The sequence below is a fragment of the Cupriavidus sp. GA3-3 genome (assembly GCF_000389805.1).
Lineage (GTDB): Bacteria > Pseudomonadota > Gammaproteobacteria > Burkholderiales > Burkholderiaceae > Cupriavidus > Cupriavidus necator_D.
Genome location: NZ_KB944460.1, coordinates 353,449 through 373,437, shown reverse-complemented (window position 1 = coordinate 373,437; position 19,989 = coordinate 353,449). Strand labels below are relative to the sequence as shown.

Genomic DNA, 19,989 nt, shown 5'->3' with positions numbered 1-19,989 from the left:
CCAGTCCATGCGTTTTGTCATTGCCCTGATGCGGCATGAAACCAATACCTTTTCGCCGATTGCCACGCCATTGAGCGCGTTCAACCGCGGCAGCACCGCTGGCCCGCTCTACGGCGACGACGCGGTGCGTGCGTGCCAGGGCACCAACAGCGCCGCGGCCGCGTTCATCGACCTGGTACGCCGCCAGGGCGACGAGTTCGTGATGCCCCTGATGGCGAACGCGGTGCCCAGTGGCATGGTGACCGCACAGGCATTCGAGTCGATGGCGGCCAGCATTGTCGAGGCGGTGGGCGCGGGCTGCGATGCCGTGATGCTGGACCTGCACGGCGCCATGGTGGCCGAGGGCTATCCGGATGCCGAAGGCGAACTGCTGGCACGCATCCGTGCCGCCGCGCCCGAGGTGCCGATCGCGGTATCGCTGGATTTCCACGCCAACTTCAGCGCTGCGCTGGTTGACAATGCGACCGTGATCGCCGGCTACTGCACCTATCCCCACGTGGACGTGTACGAGACCGGCGCACGCGCCGCCCGTACCCTGATGGCGGCGCTGCGAGGCGAGGCCCGCCCGGTCCTGTTGTGGCGCACGCTGCCGATGCTCACCCACATGCTGCGCCAGACCCCGCGCGCGCAACCCATGAAGGACATCATGGAGCGTGCGATGGCGGCCGAGCGCGATGGCGAGGTGCTCAACGCCTCGGTGTTTGGTGGTTTTCCGCTTGCCGATATCCCGCATACCGGCCTGGCCGTGGTGATCGTGGCGGATGCCGCCAGGGTCGACGCAGGGCGGCGCCTGCTCGACGAGCTCTGCGGCATGGCGTGGGAACGCCGGGCTGATTTTGTTTTTCCGATCGAGCCGATGGAGGAATCCATCGCGCGCGCCAAGACGCTCACGCAGGGCCCGGTCGTGCTGGTCGACCATGGCGATAACTGCGGCGCTGGCGGGCCGACGGATGAAATGACGGTGCTGGGCGAAGTCCTGCGCCAGGGGCTCGAAGGCGTGGTCGCCGGGCCGTTCTGGGACCCGGGCGCGGTGGCGGAACTGATTGCCGCCGGCGTCGGGCAGTCCGTCACACTGGATGTGGGCGGCAAGACCGACATGCCCGCGCTGGACTTGAAGGGCCGTCCGCTGCGGCTGAGCGGCCGGGTGCAGTGCATTACCGACGGCAACTACCAGGTCACCGGCCCGATGTTCACAGGCATGAAGCTGAGCCTGGGCCGCACCGTGGTGCTGGATGTCGCCGGCACGCTGGTCGTGATCTGCGAGAAGCCGCAGGAGCCGTTCGATACCGGCGTGTTCACGCATGCGGGCATCGACCTGTCGCGCCGCAGGTACATCCTGATCAAGTCGCGCCAGCACTTCCGCGCAGGGTTCGAGCCGATCGCCAGCGAGATCGTGCTGGTGGCCGGCCCCGGAGTCTGCAGCTCTGACTACAGCCAGTTCCCGTTCCGCAACCTGCGCCGCCCGATCTATCCGCTGGAAGTGCACACTGCGCTCGAGGCCGCCTGAGCGCATCCGCCGCCGTCAACCGGAGTAATTCGTATGCTATTTCCGAACCCCTTGCGACGGCTGGCTGCCGCGCTGGCATTGGCCCTGGGTGCCAGTGCCGTTCCTGCCATGGCTGCCCCCGCCAGCGGCGACGCGCCCGTGCGCATCGTGGTCGGCTTCGCGGCCGGTGGCGCGCTGGACATCTTCGCGCGCGCGCTTGCTGAAAAGTTGCGTGTTTCGCTCGATACGCCTGTCCTGGTCGAGAACCGCCCCGGCGCATCGGCGCGGCTGGCGCTGGAGAACGTCAAACGCGCGCCGCCAGACGGCAAGACGGTGTTGATCTCGCCCGCGCCGCCGTTCACCATCTTTCCGCTGACCTACAAGCGCCTGGCCTATGACCCCGACAAGGACCTGGTTCCGGTCGCCTACCTGGCCGACGTGCCGCTGGTGGCGTCCGCCAGCGTCAACCAGCCCTATCGGACCATGCCGGAATACCTGGCATGGGTGAAGCGCAACCCGGACAAGGGCGGTGTCGGGCTGGTCACGCTCGGCGGCAGCATTCATTTCGGGGTGCTGTCGCTCAGCAAGTCGATTGGCGTGCCGTTGCTGCCCACTGCCTATCGCGGCGCCGTCATGATGCTGACCGATGAGATCGGCGGCACGCTGCCGCTGGGTATCGATGCGGTGGGGGGCCAGATGGAGCTGTACCGGGCGGGCAAGATCCGTTTCCTCGGCGTCACCGGGACCCGCCGGTCGGCGCTGCTGCCTGATGTGCCAACGCTGGCGGAGGCGGGCGCGCCGGGTTTCGAGGCGGCGTCAGGCTGGTACTCGGCCTTTGTGCCGGCGGGGACGCCGCCGGCTGCGGTGGCGAGGATCGAGAAGGCGCTGCTGGACGCCGTCAAGGACCCCGTGGTGCGCGACAGGATGTCGGCGCTGGGCATGGAGATGAACGGCAAGCCGGGGGATGCCCTGCGCAAGCTCATCCAGGCGCAGCGCATGCAGTGGGGACCGGTGGTCGCGGCTTCGGGCTTTACGGCCAGCGAATGAGGCGAGCGGGCCAGGCGACGGTGGCGCGGGTATCGCTTGCTGCCTACCCTGATTGCGCAGGGCCGTGCCGCAACAGCCGGCCAACCCGCTCACGCAACATCGGCAGCACCTCGTCCTCAAACCAGGGATGCTGCTTGAACCACGGCTGGTTGCGCGGTGACGGATGCGGCAACGGCACGAAGCCGGGCGCGTAGTCCTTCCATGCCCTGACGGTCTCGGTCAGCGTCGGCTTGCGGCGCGCCCCGAGGAAATGGCGCTGCGCGTACTGGCCGACCAGCAAGGTCAGCTCGATCGACGGCAGTTGCGCCAGCAGCCGGTCGAGCCACAATGGCGCGCACTCGCGGCGCGGCGGGTTGTCGCCGCTCTTGCCGCGTCCGGGATAGCAGAACCCCATCGGGATGATCGCGAACTGCGATTCGTCGAGGAAGGTGGCGGCATCGACCCCGAGCCACTGCCGCAGGCGGTCGCCGCTCGCATCGTTCCAGGGAATGCCGGTTTCATGCACGCGTATCCCCGGCGCCTGGCCGACGATCAGGATGCGCGCGTCGGCCCCGACGCGCACGATCGGGCGCGGGCCCAGCGGCAGGTGTGGCGCACAGGCGCGGCAAGCCCGTACCTCGGTCAGCAGGGTATCGAGCGAGGCGTAGCGGAGCCGGCTCATCGTCACTGCGCCATCACGCGTGGTTGCCTGCCACCTGCCGCGACAGGAAGCTGCAGGTGGCCACCAGCACTTTCGCGCACTCAGGGATGCACGTCTCCATCCGGTTCTTCGGCCCTGCCACGGCAATGGCCAGGGTCTCATTGTTCAACGTGAGGAAGGTCGCGACGGCCCAGACGTCGCTGACGTTCTCGCCGCGCGTGACGAAGTAGCCGGCGCGCCGGCTTTCCTGGATGTCGCGCACGAGGGCCTCTGGGTCGGTCTTGGTGGCCATGGTGATGGCGGGCAGTTCCCGGCCGGCCAGCCAGCCGCGCAGCTCCTGCTCCTTCAGGCCGCCCAGGATGGCCTTGCCGATGGAGCTCGAGTGCAGCGGCTTGAACTCCCCCGGCTTGGCCGTGTAGCGGATCGCGTGCACGCCTTCGATGACCTGCAGGTAGATCACGGATTCACCCTGCCGCTTGCCAAGGATCACGGTTTCCCGCGTGGCGTCGCGCAGCCGCTCCAGCACCGGCGTGGCGCGTTCCACGAACGGGTCTTTCTCGGTGATGTCGCGCGCCACGTCATAGATGCGCCGGGTGGGATAGAGCGCGCGCGGACGGGTGAGGGAATAGAGGTAGCCGCGTGCCATCAGGGTCGAGACGATGGCGTGGCAGGTGCTCTTGGGAATGTCTATCGCCTCCGCCAGCTCCGTCAGCGACAGCGGCCGCTGGTTTGCCTGGAAGGCTTCAAGGATATCGATCACCCGCTCGATGGCGGTCACCGTGACGCCGGACATAGTCCCCTCCTTTCGCTTGCACCTGGCTGGAAGAAATTCGGCCGGCTGAACAAACGCCGGCGGCGTGGCCGTATTCCGCTGCATTGTACTCATTTGTTCGAGATACGGAACTAGCGTTCTTGTGCCGGAATAAACCCCCGCCTAGCATCCATTCAAACCAGTCGGGAGGCAGAACAGCGTGTACGCAGCTAAGGACATCACCGTGGAGGAGCGCGCCGGCGGCGCGCTATGGATCACGATCGACCGGGCGCAGAAACACAATGCGCTGGCCCGCCACGTGCTGGCGGGATTGGCGCAGGTGGTGAGCGCCGCGGCGGCGCAGCCCGGGGTGCGCTGCATCGTGCTGACCGGCGCCGGCCAGCGCTTCTTTGCGGCAGGCGGCGATCTGGTCGAGCTGTCCGGCGTGCGCGACCGGGAGGCTACGCTGGCCATGAGCGAGCAGGCGCGCGGTGCCCTGGATGCGGTGCGCGACTGCCCGCTGCCGGTGCTGGCCTACCTGAACGGCGATGCCATCGGCGGCGGCGCCGAGCTGGCATTGGCCTGCGACATGCGGCTGCAGTCGGCGAGCGCGCGCATCGGCTTTATCCAGGCGCGGCTGGCCATCACCTCGGCCTGGGGCGGCGGCCCCGACCTGTGCCGGATCGTCGGCGCGGCGCGGGCCATGCGCATGATGAGCCGTTGCGAGCTTGTCGATGCGCAGCAGGCGCTGCAGTGGGGCTTGGCCGATGCGGTGGTCACGGACGGACCCGCCGGCAAGGACATCCACGCCTTCCTGCAACCGCTGCTGGGCTGCGCCCCGCAGGTGCTGCGCGGCATCAAGGCGCAGACCGCGGCCAGCCGGCGCGGCGAGTCGCATGACGCTGCCCGCACCATCGAGCAGCAGCAACTGTTGCATACCTGGCTCCATGCGGACCATTGGAACGCTGCCGAGGGCATCCTCTCCAGGAGGGCCCAATGAGCAACGCTGAGCTGTCCATGACGGATGCGGGCGCCGAGCCGGCCTTGCGGCCGGTCAGCCAGAGCGGCATCGAGGTTCCGGCGAGCGTGGATGCGGCGGCGGTCCATCCGGACAGGATCGGGGACCCCGGCAGCTACCCGTTCACGCGCGGCATCTTTCCCGATGGCTACCAGGGCCGGCTGTGGACCATCCGCCAGTACTCGGGATTCGGCACCGCGGAGGAGTCCAACGAGCGCTACAAGTTCCTGCTGGCGCAGGGCCAGACCGGCCTTTCAGTGGCGCTGGACCTGCCGACCCAATGCGGCTTCGATCCGACCCACCCGATGGCCCGGCCGGAAATCGGCAAGGTCGGCGTGTCGCTGTCGAACCTGAGCGAGGCCGAGATCCTGTTCGACGGCCTGGACCTGTCAAGGATCTCGACCTCGTTCACCATCAACGGCACGGCCGCGATCGTCTATGCCATGTACCTGGCCGTCGCAGACAAGCAGAACGTGCCGCGCAGCAAGCTGACCGGCACGATCCAGAACGACATCCTGAAGGAGTACGTCGCGCGCGGCACCTGGATCTTCCCGGTGCGGCCGTCGATGCGGCTGATCGCCGATTCGATCCTCTATTCGAACGAGGTCTCGCCACGCTTCAACCCCATCAGCATCGCCGGCGCCCATGTGCGCGACGCGGGGGCCACCGCGGCCGAGGAAATGGCGTACACCCTGGCCAACGGACTGGCCTATGTGGACGAGCTGCGTGCCCGGGGCGGCGACGTGGAGAAGTTTGCCAAGCGCCTGTCCTTCTTCTTCTACGTGCACATGGACTTCTTCGACGAGATCGCCAAGTTCCGGGCGGGCCGCCGGCTCTGGGCGCGCCTGATGAAGGAGCGCTATGGCGCCAGGGATGCGAAGGCCCAGCATTTCCGCTTCGGGGTCGTCTGCGGGGGATCGTCGCTGGTGGCGCCCCAGCCTTACAACAACGTGGTGCGGGTGGCGGTGGAGACCATGGCCGCGGTGCTGGGCGGGGCCCAGTCGATCTTCACCTGTGCCTTCGACGAGGCCTTCCAGATCCCGACCGAGTTCTCCGCCGAGCTGGCCGTGCGCACGCAGCAGATCATCGCCTATGAAAGCGGCATCGGCCGGACCGTCGATCCGCTGGGCGGCAGCTACTTCCTGGAGCAGCACACCGACCGGATGGAGGCGCAGATCGTCCACGTGATGGACGAGATCGAGGCGTACGGCGGCGTGATCCCTGCCATCGAGGATGGCTGGATCCAGATGCGGCTGGCCGAGCGGGGCCTGCAGCGCAAGCTGGACACCGATTCCGGCCAGACCGTCATCGTCGGCCAGAACCACTTCAGGAAGGAGGGGGAGGAGATCCGGGTCGGCGAGGTGTTCACGCTGGATCCGACCGTCGCGCAGCGGGCCCTGGAGAAGTTCCAGCGCGTGCTGGATACGCGCCAGCAGTCAGCCGTGGACGCATCGCTGGCCCGGCTGACGGCCGCGGCCGCCAGGGACAGCGAGAACGTCATGCCCTATCTGGTGGATTGCTGCCATGCCTATGCCACGGTCGGAGAGATGGTGGCTTGCCTGAAGCAGCAATGGGGCGAATTCAAGGAGCCGGTGAACCTATGAACACCTTGCAAGCCGCCGGCGCGTTGTCCGGCAAGCGGATACTGATTGGCAAGCCCGGCCTGGACGGCCACGATATCGGCGCGAAGATCATCGCGCTGACGTTGCGCAATGCCGGTGCCGAAGTCATCTACACCGGCCTGCGCCGCAGCCCATTGCAGATCGCGCAGGTCGCTGTCGACGAGGGCGTTGACGCAGTCGGCCTGAGCATCCTGTCTGGCAGCCACAAGGAGCTGGTGGGGGAGGTCATCGCCCAACTGCGCGAACTCAATGCGCATGACATCAAGGTCTTTGTCGGCGGCACCATTCCCGCCGAGGACCAGCCCTTCCTGCGGACGCTGGGGGTCACCGCTGTGTTTACCGCCGACATGCCGCTGGAGACGGTGGTCAGCAATCTGGGCAGGAGCCTGGCGTGAGCGCGCCCCTTGCCGGCATCCGCATCATCGAAGTCGGCCACATGCTTGCCGGGCCCTACTGCGGGCTGATGATGACCGACCTGGGCGCCGAGGTGATCAAGATCGAGACCCCGGAAGGTGATATCGGCCGCACCATCAGCCCCCATTTCATCGGCCCGCACAATGCCTACTTTGCCAGCCTGAACCGCAACAAGAAAAGCGTGGTGCTCGACCTCGCCAGCGAGGCAGGGACGCTGGCACTCGGGCGGCTGTTGCGGCAATCCCATGCGCTGGTGACCAACCTGCGTCCGGCGGCGGTGCGCAAGCTCGGGCTCACCTACGAGGTGCTGCGCCAGTGGAATGAGCAGCTGGTCTGCGTGGCCGTCACCGGCTACGGCCTTGACGGCCCCTATTCGGACAGCCCGGCATACGACTATGTGATCCAGGCCATGACCGGGGTCATGGCCTTGACGGGAGATCCGGCGGCACCGCCCACCAAGGCCGGCTACTCGGCGGTGGACAACTCGGCTGGCCTGGTTGCCGCAGTGGGCTTGCTTGCGAAGATCGTGCAGGGGCGGGGTGGGCAGGTGGACGTGGCCATGTACGACGTGATGCTGTCACAGCTCAACTACCTTGCCGGGGCCGCCCTGAACGCGGGGGAGACCATCGAGCGGCTGGCCGACTCGTCGCATCCCTACCTGGTGCCCGCACAGATCTTCCCGACCGCCAAGGGCTGGCTGACGCTTTTCATCACCCATGACCGCTTCTGGAAGACCTTCTGCGAGGAGGTGGACCGGCCGGCGTGGACCACGGATCCGCGCTTTGCCACCATGGCGGGCCGCCGCGCGCACCGTGCCGAGGTGATACCCGAGATTGCCGAGGTGCTGCGCTCCGCCCCGGCGGCGCAATGGGTGCGGCGCCTGGGGCCACAGGGCGTGGTGGTGTCGGAGGTGGGCACATTGAATGAGGCGTTGGGCAGCGACATCACCGCTGCGCGCTCGCTGATCGTGGCGCTGGGGCAGGGCGAGTTGCCGCTGCGCGCGGTGGCAAGCCCGATCCGCTTCTCGGATTACGAGCCGAGCTATGGCCTGCCGCCGTTGCTTGACGAGCATCGCGATGAAGTCCTGGGCAAGGTGGCGCCATGAACCCGTCCTCGCTCGACCGGGGCGCGCTGGGCCGGACGCTGACCCGCATCGCCAACGCCACGCCCGCGGAGCTGGTGCAGCGAGCGCAGCGGGATACCCCGCTGCATCCGGCCAGGCGCATCGGCATGACCGGTGCGCCCGGCGCGGGCAAGAGCACCCTGTTGGGCCACCTCGCCATGGCGCGCGCGTCTAAGGGGCGCCTCGGCGTGCTCGCGGTGGATCCCAGCAGTCCCAGGAGCGGCGGCGCCATCCTCGGGGACCGGATCCGCATGGATGAGCTTGGCACCAGCCCGGAACTCTACATCCGCTCGCTGGGCTCGCGCGGCACCTCGGATGGCCTGGCTGACAACCTCCCGGAGATGCTGGATGCGATGGATGACTTCGGCTTTGCCGAGGTGCTGCTGGAAACGGTCGGTGTCGGCCAGACGGAATACGCGGCGCGCGCGCAGGTCGATACGCTGGTGCTGCTGTTGTTGCCGGACAGTGGGGACATGGTGCAGGCGATGAAGGCGGGAATCATGGAAATGGCCGATATCTTCGTCGTCAACAAGGCAGACCTGCCGGGCGCCCAGCGCATGGCCACGGATATCCGGCGCATCGGCGCCATCACGCGGCATGCGCAGGGCGCGTGGGTTCCGCCGGTGCTGCTGACCGCGGCATCGCGTCCCGCCTCGGTCAGTGCCCTGTCCGATGCCATCGACCGGCACCAGGCGTGGCTGGCTGCCGCCGGGCGGCAGGCGGCCTTGCGCAGGCAGCGGGCCCGCTACCGGCTGAAGCGCCTGCTCGAGGTCCAGGTCGCCGAGGTGGTCGCCAATCAGGACGATGAATTCCTGGCCCTGCCACTGCGGCAGCAGCTGTCCCAGGCCTGGACCCAGCTGGGCAAAGCCATTGGCGCGTAGCGCTGCCAGTCCGAACAACGCCGGAGCCGCAAGCACCATGTCGCGCGAAAGAATCAAGGCACTCAAGAAAACCATCCGCACCGCCGGCCGCGCCGAAACCCCGGCGCACCAGGTGCCAGATGTGCGGGCGGCCGCGCTGGCGCTGCTGCGGCACAGCGTCAGGATGCGGCACGAGCGGCTGGCGGTAATCCGCCTGCTGGACGCGATCAGGCTGCGTGCCGACATAGACGGGGAACTGTGGCGCTATTTCGAAACGGTGGAAAGCGTGCGGGCAAATCCGGGGCAGTTGCGCAGGCTCAGGAAAGCGCACCTGTCCGCATTGGCCAGCCCGGCCGGGGCAGAGGCAGCGCCACCAGGCGGGATGCGGGCGTGAACGGATGCAGTGCAATCTGTCGACAGGAGGGGAGATGCGGATAAATAGAAAACGAGTGCCTGAAGGCCGGGCAAGGCGGATCAGGTGGCCGGCTGCGTTGCTGGGCATGGCCGGCCTGGCCCTGGCCGGACCGGCTGCGGCCCAGTTCAGCGACGAGTCGGTGAAGATCGGCGTGCTGGCGGACATGTCAGGGCTTTACTCTGACATGGGCGGCAACGGCCTGGTCGAGGCAGTGCGGATGGCGATTGCGGATGCCGGCGGCGAGATCAACGGCAAGCGCATCGAGCTGGTCCACGCCAACCATGCCGGCAAGCCCGATACCGCGGCCACGCAGGCCCGCGAGTGGTTCGACCGGCAAGGGGTGGACATGATCATCAGCGGGCCCAGTTCCGGCACCAGCCTGGCGGTGGCCAAGGTCGCAGCGGAAAAGCAGCGCCCGGTCATGGTGACCGGCGGCGTGGCGGCGCAGCTGACCAATGAGGAGTGCTCGCCCTATACCATCCACTATCTCTATGACACCGTGGCCCTGGCCAGGGGCACCGGTGCCGCCATGACCAGGCAGGGCGGACGGTCGTGGTACTTCCTGACGGTGGACTATGCCTTTGGCGCCTCGCTGGAGAAGGAGACCGCGGCGGTGGTCACCGCCGGCGGCGGCAAGGTCCTGGGCAGCGTCCGGCATCCTTTGTCCGCCTCCGATTTTTCCTCCTTCCTGCTGCAGGCCAAGGCATCGCGGGCCCAGGTCCTGGGGCTGGCCAACGGCGGCGGCGACACCATCAATGCGATCAAGGCGGCCAACGAATTCGGCATCTCCAGGTCGATGAAGATCGCGGGGCTGATGCTGTTCATCACGGATGTGCACGCCCTCGGCCTGGGACTGACCCAGGGCATCACCCTGACCGAAGCCTGGTACTGGGACCAGAGCGATGACTCAAGGAAGTGGGCAGGGCGGTTCCAGGACAAGATGAAGAAGAAGCCCACCAGCATGCAGGCGGCCAGCTACTCGGCGACACAGCACTATCTGCGCGCGGTGAAGGCTGCCGGCACGGACGCCGCCGCGAAGGTGATCGCCGGCATGAAGGCCACCCGCATCAACGATATGTACGCCCAGAACGGCTATATCCGCGGAGACGGACGCATGGTGCACGATCTGCGCCTGATGGAAGTGAAGAGCCCGGCTGAATCACGCCAGCCGTGGGACTACTACAAGGAGGTGCAGCGGATTCCCGGGGAGCAGGCCTTTGCTTCCAGGGCGGAATCCCGATGCGCGTTCTGGAAGTGAGATGTGTGCAGTGGAAGTTTGATCAAGCCGATCCACCGTATCGGCGGGCAAGGCAGCACGTTCCCCGTATCAGTCAAACCATAGGAGACACCGATCATGACAGCAATGCCATCCCGGGCTGCGGCCCAGCCGTTGCAGGCCGCTCCCTCAGAGCAGGTGCGCGCAGCCATAGCGCGCGGGACCGACCTGCCCATTCTCGACCTGGGCCCCTACCTGGCTGGCGTGCCCGGCGCGCTTGAGCAACTGGCCGCCGACGTCAAGCTGATCCAGGAGGAGCTGGGGTTCTTCTCGGTGATCAATCACGGCATCCCGCACGCCCTGATCGACGAGTCGTTCCGCCAGACCGCCAAGCTCTTCGAGATCCCGATGGAAGAGAAGCTCAGGCACCGGGTCGGCTATCACCACCAGGGCTACCTGCCGCCGAAGGCATCCATCCTGAAGTCCGAGGCGATCCGGACCAAGATTGCGGAGAACACCAAGAAGGATACCAATTCGGCCTGGCTTTTCATGCGCAACCGCACCGAGGACGACCCCAAGGTGCGGGCCAATGTGCGTCATCGTGGCCTGAACCAGTGGCCGGAGAGCCTGCCGGAGTTCCGCCAGACGCTGTACGACTACCAGTTGTCGATGGAGCGCCTGGCGCTGAAGTTCCTGCCCATCTACGCCAGGGCGCTGGAGCTGCGCGCGGACTATTTCGACAGCATGTTCAAGGCGCCGGAATACTACCAGCGCTGCGCCTACTACCATCCTGAGGAACACCTCGACGAGGGCCAGTACGCGCTGGCGCCGCATTCCGACGGCAGCTTCCTGACCTTGCTGCCGATGACCCCGGTGCCCGGCCTGCAGGTCATGACCCCGTCGCGCGAGTGGCTGAGTGTCAGCTACGTCAAGGACGCGCTGATCGTCAACACCGGCCAGATCCTGAACCGCCTGTCCAACGACCGCTTCATCGCCACGCCGCACCGCGTGGTCAATCCGCCGATGAAGCGCTATGCGCTGACCTTCTTCTTCTACCCGGACGATGACGCCAATGTCGGGCCGATTCCGGAATGCGTCAGGCCCGGGGACGAGATCAGGTATGACTCGCGCTCGTTCTATGACTTCTTCGTGCCCTACCTGGACGATCTCTATCACTACAACGACGCGGAGTTCATGAAGGAGTCGGAGTCGCCGGGCTCGCTTGCGCGGAGCCAGTAGGGGAGCAGACCGATTTCCATGGGCTGAGGCGGTACCGCTGGCCTGCGCGAGGCGCACAGGCCGGGAGTGGCCGCGGTGACGATAGATGTGCTGTTCAGGAGCGGCGGGTGAAGACGTTACTCATCGGAGGGAAATGGCTCGGCGCCATCGATGGCGAGACCATCGACGTGATCGATCCCAGTGACGGCATGGCGTTTGCGAAGATCAGCCGCGGCCGCGCCGCGGATGTGCAGCAGGCGGTGAGCGCGGCGCAGGATGCCTTACAGGGCGAGTGGGGCAGCAAGACCGCGACCGAACGCGGGCGCATCCTGCAGCGGCTGGGACAAGGCATTCTCGATCACGCGGAAGAGCTGGCGGCAATCGAGGCGCAGGACACCGGCAAGCCGATCTCGGCCGCGCGCGCCGATGCCAGGGCGGTGGCCAGGTACTTCGAGTTCTACGGTGGCGCCGCCGACAAGGTCCACGGTCAGACGATTCCGTACCTGGACGGATACAACGTGAGCGTGGTGCGCGTCCCGCATGGCGTGACCGCCCACATCATTCCCTGGAACTACCCGGCGCAGATGATGGGGCGCACGCTGGCGCCGGCACTGGCGATGGGCAATGCGGCGGTGCTGAAGCCATCGGAGGATGCGTGCCTGAGCGTGATCCGGATTGCCGAGCTTGCCATGGAAGCCGGGCTGCCGCCCGGAGCCCTCAACCTGGTGACCGGGTATGGCGCGGAGGCAGGCGCCGCGCTGACATCGAACCCCGGCATCCATTTCGCCACCTTTACCGGCTCGCCCGAGGCCGGCGCCCTGGTGCAGCAGGCAACCGCGGCCAACCACGTCCCCTGCGTGCTTGAGCTGGGCGGCAAGTCGCCGCAGATCGTCTTCGACGACGCGGACCTGGACAAGGCGGTGCCGGCCGTGGTCAAGGCCATTGTCCAGAACGCCGGGCAGACCTGCTCGGCGGGCAGCCGGCTGCTGGTGCAGCAAGGCATCTACGATCGCTTCGTCGGCATGGTGGCGCAGGCCTTCCGTGCCCTGCAGGCGGGCGTGCCGGCCGCCGATCTGGATTGCGGGCCGATCGTCAGCGAGCGGCAGTACCGGCGTGTGATGGGGCTGGTGGAGGCCGCGCGGGACAGCGGCGTGCCGGTTATCGCCGAAGGCGGGTTTGCGGCGGATTTGCCCCGGGGTGGGTACTTCGTCAGGCCGGTCCTGTTCGGTCCGGTGCCGCGCGACCACGCGCTGGCGAATATCGAGGTATTCGGGCCAGTGCTGTCGGTGATGCCGTTCACGGACGAAGAGGATGCCATCCGGCTGGCCAATGCCACCGACTACGGCCTGGTCGCCGGCGTGTGGACCGAGAACGGCAGCCGGCAGATGCGGGTCAGCCAGCGGCTGCAGAGCGGGCAGGTCTTTATCAATTGCTACGGTGCCGGCGGTGGGGTCGAACTGCCCTTCGGCGGCGTCAAGAAGAGCGGGTACGGCCGGGAAAAGGGCTTCCTCGCGCTGGAAGAGATGAGCACCACCAAGACCATCGTGCAGCACTACCAATAGGGAGACGACATGTCGGAGCTATCAGACCAGGTTGCCATTGTCACGGGCGCAGGCAGTGGCTTTGGCGCCGCGATTGCGCGGGCCTTTATCCAGGCGGGAGCGAAGGTCGTGCTGGCCGATATCGATCGCGATGCCGTGCAGAGACTGGCGGACGAGTTGGGGCCGAATGCCAGTGCGGCCGCGTGCGACGTCACCAGCCCGGCGCAGATCAACGCCGCGGTGCAGCACTGCTGCGACCATTTCGGCGAGCCGGACGTGGTCGTCAACAATGCCGGCACCACGCATCGGAATCAGTCGATGCTGGAAGTCGACGAAGCGGTCTTCGACCGCGTCTTCGCCGTCAACGTCAAGTCGATCTACCACATGGCACGCGCGGTCGTGCCGCTGATGAAGCAGCGCGGCAAAGGCGTGATCCTCAATATCGGCTCGGTCGGCAGCCACCGGCCGCGCCCGGGGCTGACCTGGTACAACAGCTCGAAGGGCGCGGTGAGCGTGATGTCGAAATCGATGGCTGTTGAACTGGCCGCGCACGGGATCCGGGTCAACCTGATCTCGCCCGTGATGGCGGCGACCGGGCTGCTGCAGGACTTCATGGGGGTTGCCGACACCGCCGAGAACCGCGCCCGCTTTGTTGCCACCATACCGCTGGGGCGAATGTGCGAGCCGGCCGACGTGGCCAATGCCGCGGTCTTCCTGGCAAGCCCGGGTGCCCGCTTCCTTACCGGCATCGACATGCCCGTTGACGGAGGCCGGGCCATCTGAGCGAAGCCGGCGGCGTTTCCGGCATCGCTCATGCCGTCTGGAAACTCATCCGCTTTGCCTGCGAGATCGACATGGCCGCCACTTGCACATGCGGGGCCAGCTTGGCCTGGGCGGTTTCCAGCGTCCAGCGCGTGGACGGGACTGAGATATTGATGGCCCCGACCGGCAGCCCGCGGTGGTCGGTGATTGCGGCTGCGACGGAGATGTCGCCGACCACGGTCTGGTTCATGGCCACGGCATAGCCGCGTTCACCGGCCTCGCGGATCGCCGTCATCAGCTTGTCGGGGTCGGTTTCAGTGAACGGCGTGATGGGGTTCAGTGCGGTCGCCCGCACCACCTCCAGGCGCTGCGCTTCGGGCAGCTTCGACAGGATCGCAATCCCGGACGCGGTGTACACGGCCGGGAGCCGGTACCCGACCCCGAAATCGACGTTGATCAGGTGCTGCCCGGGGAAGCGGGCCAGGAACACGATTTCGTGCCCGTCGAGTTCCTGCAGGTTGGCGGTTTCTCCCAGCGTGCGGCTGATATCGAGCAGGTAGGGCGATGCGCGCTCGACCAGGTCGTTGGAGCGCAGGTAGTTGTACGACAGGCCCAGTGCCTTCGGCGCAAGCCCATACATCGCCGAATCGGGCAGGCGCCGGATGTAGCCCAGCTGTTCCAGTGTGTGCACCAGCCGCTGGGTGGCGCTGCGGTCGAGATCGGCCGCCCGGGCGATTTCCGCCATCGACATCAGGCGGCGGTCCGGGCCGTGGAAGGCTTCCAGCACCTGGAAGGCCTTTTCCACCGAACCGACGAACAGGGACGAACGCTCGCGCCTTGTGCGCAGCCCGTTGCCTTCATTACCTGAATCCACACAACCTCCTGCTCGTCCTTGTCATTGTTTTCATGGCTTACAGTGCGGCCAGCCGCGCGGCATGGTCGTCCGAGAGCGCGGCAGCGTCCAGCCTGGCTGCCTGCGGAACGCCGAGCAGCCGCAGCGTGGTCTCGAATTCTCCACGCAGGATGGCCAGGACTTCCGCCACGCCGCGGGGACCGCGCGCCGCCAGCCCGTACAGCGGTGCGCGCCCCACCAGCACGCCGCGGGCGCCCATTGCCAGCGCCTTGGCGATGTCGGCGCCGCGGCGCACGCCGCCATCGACGAATACGTGCATCCCGCCCGCCGCCGCGACGATGGCGGGCAGCATCTCGACCGCGCTGGGCGCGCCTTCCAGCTGGCGGCCGCCGTGGTTGCTGACCACGATGCCATCCAGGCCCTGGCGGGCGGCGATTTCCGCGTCGGCCGGCGTAAGGATACCCTTGATGATGACGGGCCCGTGCCAGTGCCGGCGCAGCCAGGCGATGTCGTCCCAGCACAGCGACATGTCCATCTGCCGGCTCAATCCCGCCGCCTGCGCCTTCAGGTCGTTGGCCATCCCGCTGCTGCGGGCCAGGTTGACCAGCTGCGGCGAGCCGCCCTGGCGCAGCATGCGCAGGCACCACCGCGGATGTGCCGCGAGGTCGGCCAGCAGCCGCGGCGTCCACGGCACCGGCATGCGAAAGCCGTTGCGGATGTCATGGTCGCGCTTGCCGTGCACCATGGTGTCGACGGTCAGCATCAGCGTGCTGAAGCCGGCGGCGCGTGCGCGCGCCATCATGCTCTCGGCGATGGCGCGGTCGCGCTGCACGTAGAGCTGCAGCCACAGGTCGCCGTCGCTGGCTGCGCGCACGTCTTCGATCAGCGAGGTCGATGCAGTCGACATCACGAAGGGCAGTCCTTCAGCGTGTGCGGCCCGTGCCAGCGCCTCTTCGGCCTTCGGCCAGTACAGTCCGTTCAGCCCCGTGGGGCCCACCAGCAACGGCAGGCGGTACTTGCGGCCGAAGATCTCCATGCCGGGATCGGTCTCCGTGACGTCGCGCAGCACGCGCGGCCGGAACAGCAGTGCCTGGTATGCGGCCAGGTTGCGTGCCAGCGTGCGCCCGTCCTCCGCGCCTCCCTCCAGATAGTCGAAGGCGAAGCGCGACAGCCGGCGCCGCGCCAGGTCCCGATAGTCCTTGATGGCCGGCAGCATGATCGTCGGCGCCTCAGGCGAGGGCGGCCTCGGCTTGCAGCCGCTGCGTCAGTTCGGCACGCAGCTGTGCCTGCAGCCCGGGTGCCGGCGCTACCAGCGGTGCCAGCACCTTAGGCGCGGTCACGCCCACCAGGTCGAGCACGGATTTCAGCGGCCCAGGATTGGTTTCGGAGAAGGCCAGGTCCAGCAACGGAATCAGCTGGCGGTGCAGGCGTACCGCTTGCGCGGTGTTGCCGGTCACGCCGAGCTCATAGATGGCGCGCCAGGTGCGCGGCAGCACGGAGGCGGTCACGACCACGCCACCCCTGGCACCCGCCGCCATGTGCAGCGGGAACAGGCTGTCCTCGCCGCTGAACACGCTGAAGCTGTCGTCGACACCCGCCACCACCTTGAGGAAGTGGTACATGTCGGTGTTGCAGGCTTTCATGCCGATGATGTTTTCGTGGCGCGACAGCTCGTGCAGCACCTCCGGCGCGATCGCGATCCGCGTGCGGTAGGGGATCTCGTAGATCATGACCGGCACCGGCGAGGCGTCGGCATAGCGCAGGAAGTAGTCGCGGATGCCTTGCTGGGTCGGCGAGGTGTAATAGGGCGTCAGCACCATCAGGGCAGAGGCGCCGACGCCGGCAAAGGCCTTGCCCGCATCCAGCGCATCGTGGAACCCCGGGTCGAGCACGCCGGGAATGACGGGAACCTGGCCAGCCGCTGCTTCGACACAAAGGGCTGCCATGCGGACCCGCTCCTCGCGCGACAGGGCACCGTATTCGCCGGTGCCGCCCAGCGGCACCACGCCGGCAACGCCGTTGGCCAGCAGGTAGGCCATCAGCTTGCGCGTGGCGTCCTGGTCGATCCTGTCGTCGGCCGTCACGGGCGTCGGGATGGCGGGGAAGATGCCGCGCAGGTCGGCGGCGGTAAGCTTGTTGTTCATGGATAAGGTTCTCAGCGCCCGGCGCTCTTGCGGCGCAAGCGCTCGGCGCAGGTGATCAGGAGGGTAACGAAGACGAACAGGCAGGTAGACACCGCGGCAATCACCGGTGAAAGCTGCAGTGTCACCTCGTCCCAGAACTGCTTGGGCAGGGTGGCGCTCAGTCCGCCAGAGGCAAACAGGGCGATCGTCAGCTCATCGAACGAGGTGGCGAAGGCGAACAGGAAGGACGAGAACAGGCCGGCGGCGAGGATCGGCAGCGTCACGTAGCGCAGCGTCTGCCAGGGCCTGGCGCCCAGGCTTTGCGCCGCCAGGTCGAGCCGCGTGTCGTAGTTGCGCAGCACCGCCATCATCGTCATGACGACGTAGGGCACGGCAATGACGGTGTGGCCGATCATCAGGCCGAGCGAGGTGCCGACCAGCCCGACCCTGGCGAAGAAGTAGAACATCCCCACCGCGATGATCATGCGCGGGATGATGATCGGCGACAGCACGAACGCCAGCAGCAGCGACTTGCCCCGCATCTGCGAGCGCGCCAGCAGGAACGCCACCGGCGTGCCGACCAGCAGCGCCAGCACCGCGGCGCCAAGGCCTACCAGCAGCGAGCGCAGCCCGGCCTGCATCCACAGCGGCGACGCCAGCATGTCCTGGTAGTGCTGCAGCGTGAAGCCGCGCGGCGGCCAGTTCAGGCCCGACTTGCCGGCGAACGACAGCGGGATCATCAGCAGCGCCGGTACGCTCAGGAACAGCAGCACCAGCAGCACGATCGTGCGCAGCGGCAGCGAGTCGCCCGGCTGCGGCTCGCGCCGGCCGCGCGGCACCAGTGCCAGCAGCTTGTCGCTGACCGCTCCCAGTGCGCCCAGCACGCTGTCACCGAGCCGATGCAGCACGCCATCGTGCGCGGCCGCGGAGCGGGTGCGTTGCTCCGCTCCGCCTGCCATCGACGAGAGCCCGAGCACCTTGTCATACAGGGCGAACACCGCCAGCACGACCAGCAGCAGCAACACCGAGATCGAGCCGGCGAAACCCCAGTTCATGGTCTGCTGCACCTGGTCGATGATCAGCTGGGCGACCATGATCTCTTTGCGTCCGCCCAGCAGCGCGGGCACGATAAAGAAGCCGACGGCGGTGACGAACACCATGATGGCGCCGGCCGCCACGCCCGGCATCGAGAGCGGGAAGTAGACGCGCCAGAACGCCGTGCCAGGCCGTGCCCCAAGCGTAAGCGCCGCGCGCGGGAGGTTGCGGTCGATGTTCTCCATCACCGACAGCATGGTCAGCACCGCCAGCGGCATCAGCGCGTGCACCATCGCCACCAGCACGGCGCCGAGGCTGTACAGCAGGTTGGAAGGCGCATCCTGGATGCCGGCGGCGCTCAGCAACTGGTTGACCACGCCGTTGCGGCCCAGCATCACGATCCAGGCAAAGGCGCGCACCAGGAAGCTGGTCCAGAACGACAGCAGTACCCAGAACAGCCACTTTGCCTTCCTGTCCTTTGACAGCGAGGAGATCAGGTAGGCCACCGGATAACCGGCGACCACGGAGAGCAGCGTGGTCCAGAGCGAGATCTTCAGCGTGATCAGCATCACGTCGACGTAGACCGATGACGCAAACAGCTGGCGGTACTTGGCCAGCGTGAAGGCACCGTCGCTGTAGACGCTCAGCAGCAGCAGCTGGCCGACCGGGTAGACCAGCAGCACCACGAACAGGAGCACCAGCGGCGCGGCCAGCAAGGCGGGCCGCAGCCAGGGTAGGGGTCGGCGTTGCAGGGCGACGGCGGTCATAGCGAATCCGGGACGGCGACAGCGTCGCTGCGCTGCCAGGTAAGCGTGACTTGCTGCCCGACCGCATGCCGGGAAGCGCCCATCGAGGTGGGGTAGGACAGCACCACCGGGGCCTGGCCGGCGGCATCGGATTCCACGTACAGCTTGGTCAGGCTGCCGGTGATCATGCTGTCAAGCACTTTGCCGCTGACCGCATTGGCGGCGGTGACGCCGTTGGCCATGGCGATGTTCTGCGGCCGCACCATGACCCGCACCTTGCCCCCGGCGGCCACCGGCGCATTGGTGACCGCGTGGGCGACGGCGCCGCCCTGTGCCAGCGCCACCTCCACGTGGTCGCCGCGCACTTCCGTGACGGTGCCCTCGAACAGGTTCGATTCGCCCAGGAAGTCGGCCACGAACAGCGTGCGCGGGCGGAAGTACAGGTCCGACGGCGTGCCAAGCTGCTCGATCTTGCCGCCGTTCATCAGGCAGATGCGGTCAGACATCGTCATCGCCTCTTCCTGGTCGTGGGTGACATAGACAATGGTGGTGCCCAGCTCGCGGTGGATGCGCTTGATCTCCAGCTGCATGTGGTCGCGCAGCTTCTTGTCCAGGGCGCCCAGCGGTTCATCCATCAGGATGATCGATGGCTTGTAGACCAGGCAGCGGGCCAGCGCGATGCGCTGCTGCTGGCCGCCCGAGAGTTCCTTCGGGAAGCGCGCCGCGACGTGGGGCAGGCGGACCATCTCCAGTGCTTCCAGTGCCTGGCGCCTGGCCGTGGCCGCGTCGACCCGGCGCATCTTCAGCGGGAAGGCGATGTTCTCCGCGATCGTCATGTGCGGGAACAGCGCGTAGTTCTGGAACACCATGCCGATATCGCGCTCGTAGGGGGCGCCAAAGGTCACGTCCTTGCCATTGATCAGCAGCTGGCCGCCGTCCGGCACGGCCAGCCCGGCGATCAGGCTGAGCAGCGTGGTCTTGCCCGAGCCCGAAGGGCCCAGGAGGGTAAGGAATTCCCCCTCGGCCACTTCAAGGTCGGTCGGGGCCAGCGCGACGAAGTCGCCATAACGCTTGGTCAGCCCGGAAATCTTGAGTTTGAAATTCGGCATCGTGTCGTTG

Annotated in this window: 19 protein-coding genes; 12 read left to right on the top strand and 7 right to left on the bottom strand. The window is 67.2% G+C overall.

The features are described from left to right. The first annotated feature begins 7 nt into the window (after positions 1-7). Together C265_RS01690 and C265_RS01685 are read left to right on the top strand one after the other, a co-directional pair. Positions 8-1,507, top strand: coding sequence for a M81 family metallopeptidase (locus C265_RS01690; protein ID WP_010810324.1), 1,500 nt, complete (start codon positions 8-10; stop codon positions 1,505-1,507). Positions 1,508-1,540: 33 nt separating this feature from the next. Further along, positions 1,541-2,533 (top strand): tripartite tricarboxylate transporter substrate-binding protein, encoded by a 993-nt coding sequence (locus C265_RS01685; protein WP_010810323.1) that lies wholly within the window; start codon positions 1,541-1,543, stop codon positions 2,531-2,533. A gap of 43 nt (positions 2,534-2,576) precedes the next feature. Here the strand turns inward: C265_RS01685 and C265_RS01680 are convergent, their stop codons facing one another. Next, positions 2,577-3,194, bottom strand: coding sequence for a uracil-DNA glycosylase family protein (locus C265_RS01680; RefSeq protein ID WP_010810322.1), 618 nt, complete (start codon positions 3,192-3,194; stop codon positions 2,577-2,579). Between the two features lie 13 nt (positions 3,195-3,207). Next, positions 3,208-3,966, bottom strand: coding sequence for an IclR family transcriptional regulator (locus C265_RS01675; protein WP_010810321.1), 759 nt, complete (start codon positions 3,964-3,966; stop codon positions 3,208-3,210). 178 nt (positions 3,967-4,144) lie between these two features. On the opposite strand from C265_RS01675, the gene C265_RS01670 reads away from it, so the two are divergent. The 10 genes from C265_RS01670 to C265_RS01625 all read left to right on the top strand — a co-directional run bounded on the left by C265_RS01670 (position 4,145) and on the right by C265_RS01625 (position 14,134). Continuing rightward, positions 4,145-4,924: an enoyl-CoA hydratase/isomerase family protein gene (locus tag C265_RS01670; protein WP_011617503.1), complete on the top strand. Its 780-nt coding sequence runs from the start codon at positions 4,145-4,147 to the stop codon at positions 4,922-4,924. Next, entirely contained in the window at positions 4,921-6,546 is a 1,626-nt protein-coding gene (locus tag C265_RS01665; RefSeq protein ID WP_010810319.1) for a methylmalonyl-CoA mutase, read from the top strand. The genes C265_RS01670 and C265_RS01665 overlap by 4 nt, the downstream gene beginning before the upstream one ends. After that, complete coding sequence (locus tag C265_RS01660) at positions 6,543-6,959, top strand: cobalamin B12-binding domain-containing protein (protein WP_010810318.1); 417 nt, start codon at positions 6,543-6,545, stop codon at positions 6,957-6,959. The genes C265_RS01665 and C265_RS01660 overlap by 4 nt, the downstream gene beginning before the upstream one ends. Continuing rightward, positions 6,956-8,083 carry a CaiB/BaiF CoA-transferase family protein gene (locus C265_RS01655; protein WP_010810317.1) on the top strand — a complete coding sequence of 376 codons (1,128 nt, stop codon included), beginning with the start codon at positions 6,956-6,958 and terminating at the stop codon, positions 8,081-8,083. The genes C265_RS01660 and C265_RS01655 overlap by 4 nt, the downstream gene beginning before the upstream one ends. Further along, positions 8,080-8,982 carry a methylmalonyl Co-A mutase-associated GTPase MeaB gene (meaB, locus tag C265_RS01650; RefSeq protein WP_010810316.1) on the top strand — a complete coding sequence of 301 codons (903 nt, stop codon included), beginning with the start codon at positions 8,080-8,082 and terminating at the stop codon, positions 8,980-8,982. Before C265_RS01655 ends, meaB begins: the two co-directional genes overlap by 4 nt. A 37-nt stretch (positions 8,983-9,019) precedes the next feature. Next, positions 9,020-9,355 (top strand): hypothetical protein, encoded by a 336-nt coding sequence (locus C265_RS01645; protein ID WP_010810315.1) that lies wholly within the window; start codon positions 9,020-9,022, stop codon positions 9,353-9,355. Between the two features lie 106 nt (positions 9,356-9,461). After that, positions 9,462-10,634, top strand: coding sequence for an ABC transporter substrate-binding protein (locus C265_RS01640; RefSeq protein WP_037023437.1), 1,173 nt, complete (start codon positions 9,462-9,464; stop codon positions 10,632-10,634). A 96-nt stretch (positions 10,635-10,730) separates the two neighbouring features. Then, a complete protein-coding gene (locus tag C265_RS01635; RefSeq protein WP_011617500.1) occupies positions 10,731-11,831 on the top strand; it encodes an isopenicillin N synthase family oxygenase in 1,101 nt (366 codons plus the stop codon). Positions 11,832-11,938: 107 nt separating this feature from the next. Further along, positions 11,939-13,372 carry an aldehyde dehydrogenase family protein gene (locus tag C265_RS01630; RefSeq protein ID WP_010810312.1) on the top strand — a complete coding sequence of 478 codons (1,434 nt, stop codon included), beginning with the start codon at positions 11,939-11,941 and terminating at the stop codon, positions 13,370-13,372. A 9-nt stretch (positions 13,373-13,381) separates the two neighbouring features. Next, entirely contained in the window at positions 13,382-14,134 is a 753-nt protein-coding gene (locus C265_RS01625) for an SDR family oxidoreductase (RefSeq protein WP_010810311.1), read from the top strand. Positions 14,135-14,162: 28 nt separating this feature from the next. Here the strand turns inward: C265_RS01625 and C265_RS01620 are convergent, their stop codons facing one another. Genes C265_RS01620 through C265_RS01600 form a run of 5 tightly spaced genes read right to left on the bottom strand, consistent with a single transcriptional unit; the run spans position 14,163 to position 19,979 of the window. After that, a complete protein-coding gene (locus tag C265_RS01620; protein WP_010810310.1) occupies positions 14,163-14,987 on the bottom strand; it encodes an IclR family transcriptional regulator in 825 nt (274 codons plus the stop codon). Between the two features lie 37 nt (positions 14,988-15,024). Continuing rightward, the gene (locus C265_RS01615; RefSeq protein WP_010810309.1) at positions 15,025-16,182 is read right to left on the bottom strand and encodes an alpha-hydroxy acid oxidase; all 1,158 of its coding nucleotides are present in this window, start codon (positions 16,180-16,182) and stop codon (positions 15,025-15,027) included. A gap of 13 nt (positions 16,183-16,195) precedes the next feature. Further along, a complete protein-coding gene (dapA, locus tag C265_RS01610) occupies positions 16,196-17,110 on the bottom strand; it encodes a 4-hydroxy-tetrahydrodipicolinate synthase (RefSeq protein WP_010810308.1) in 915 nt (304 codons plus the stop codon). 11 nt (positions 17,111-17,121) lie between these two features. After that, positions 17,122-18,891: an ABC transporter permease subunit gene (locus tag C265_RS01605; protein WP_010810307.1), complete on the bottom strand. Its 1,770-nt coding sequence runs from the start codon at positions 18,889-18,891 to the stop codon at positions 17,122-17,124. After that, positions 18,888-19,979: an ABC transporter ATP-binding protein gene (locus C265_RS01600; protein WP_010810306.1), complete on the bottom strand. Its 1,092-nt coding sequence runs from the start codon at positions 19,977-19,979 to the stop codon at positions 18,888-18,890. The genes C265_RS01605 and C265_RS01600 overlap by 4 nt, the downstream gene beginning before the upstream one ends. Positions 19,980-19,989: the final 10 nt, after the last annotated feature.

Bases quoted from the DNA above. Each gene is read 5' to 3' on its own strand.
- C265_RS01690 (WP_010810324.1), top strand. From the start codon at position 8: ATGCGTTTTGTCATTGCCCTGATGCGGCATGAAACCAATACCTTTTCG.
- C265_RS01685 (WP_010810323.1), top strand. From the start codon at position 1,541: ATGCTATTTCCGAACCCCTTGCGACGGCTGGCTGCCGCGCTGGCATTG.
- C265_RS01680 (WP_010810322.1), bottom strand. From the start codon at position 3,194: ATGAGCCGGCTCCGCTACGCCTCGCTCGATACCCTGCTGACCGAGGTA.
- C265_RS01675 (WP_010810321.1), bottom strand. From the start codon at position 3,966: ATGTCCGGCGTCACGGTGACCGCCATCGAGCGGGTGATCGATATCCTT.
- C265_RS01665 (WP_010810319.1), top strand. From the start codon at position 4,921: ATGAGCAACGCTGAGCTGTCCATGACGGATGCGGGCGCCGAGCCGGCC.
- C265_RS01660 (WP_010810318.1), top strand. From the start codon at position 6,543: ATGAACACCTTGCAAGCCGCCGGCGCGTTGTCCGGCAAGCGGATACTG.
- meaB (WP_010810316.1), top strand. From the start codon at position 8,080: ATGAACCCGTCCTCGCTCGACCGGGGCGCGCTGGGCCGGACGCTGACC.
- C265_RS01645 (WP_010810315.1), top strand. From the start codon at position 9,020: ATGTCGCGCGAAAGAATCAAGGCACTCAAGAAAACCATCCGCACCGCC.
- C265_RS01640 (WP_037023437.1), top strand. From the start codon at position 9,462: ATGGCCGGCCTGGCCCTGGCCGGACCGGCTGCGGCCCAGTTCAGCGAC.
- C265_RS01635 (WP_011617500.1), top strand. From the start codon at position 10,731: ATGACAGCAATGCCATCCCGGGCTGCGGCCCAGCCGTTGCAGGCCGCT.
- C265_RS01625 (WP_010810311.1), top strand. From the start codon at position 13,382: ATGTCGGAGCTATCAGACCAGGTTGCCATTGTCACGGGCGCAGGCAGT.
- C265_RS01615 (WP_010810309.1), bottom strand. From the start codon at position 16,182: ATGCTGCCGGCCATCAAGGACTATCGGGACCTGGCGCGGCGCCGGCTG.
- dapA (WP_010810308.1), bottom strand. From the start codon at position 17,110: ATGAACAACAAGCTTACCGCCGCCGACCTGCGCGGCATCTTCCCCGCC.
- C265_RS01605 (WP_010810307.1), bottom strand. From the start codon at position 18,891: ATGACCGCCGTCGCCCTGCAACGCCGACCCCTACCCTGGCTGCGGCCC.
- C265_RS01600 (WP_010810306.1), bottom strand. From the start codon at position 19,979: ATGCCGAATTTCAAACTCAAGATTTCCGGGCTGACCAAGCGTTATGGC.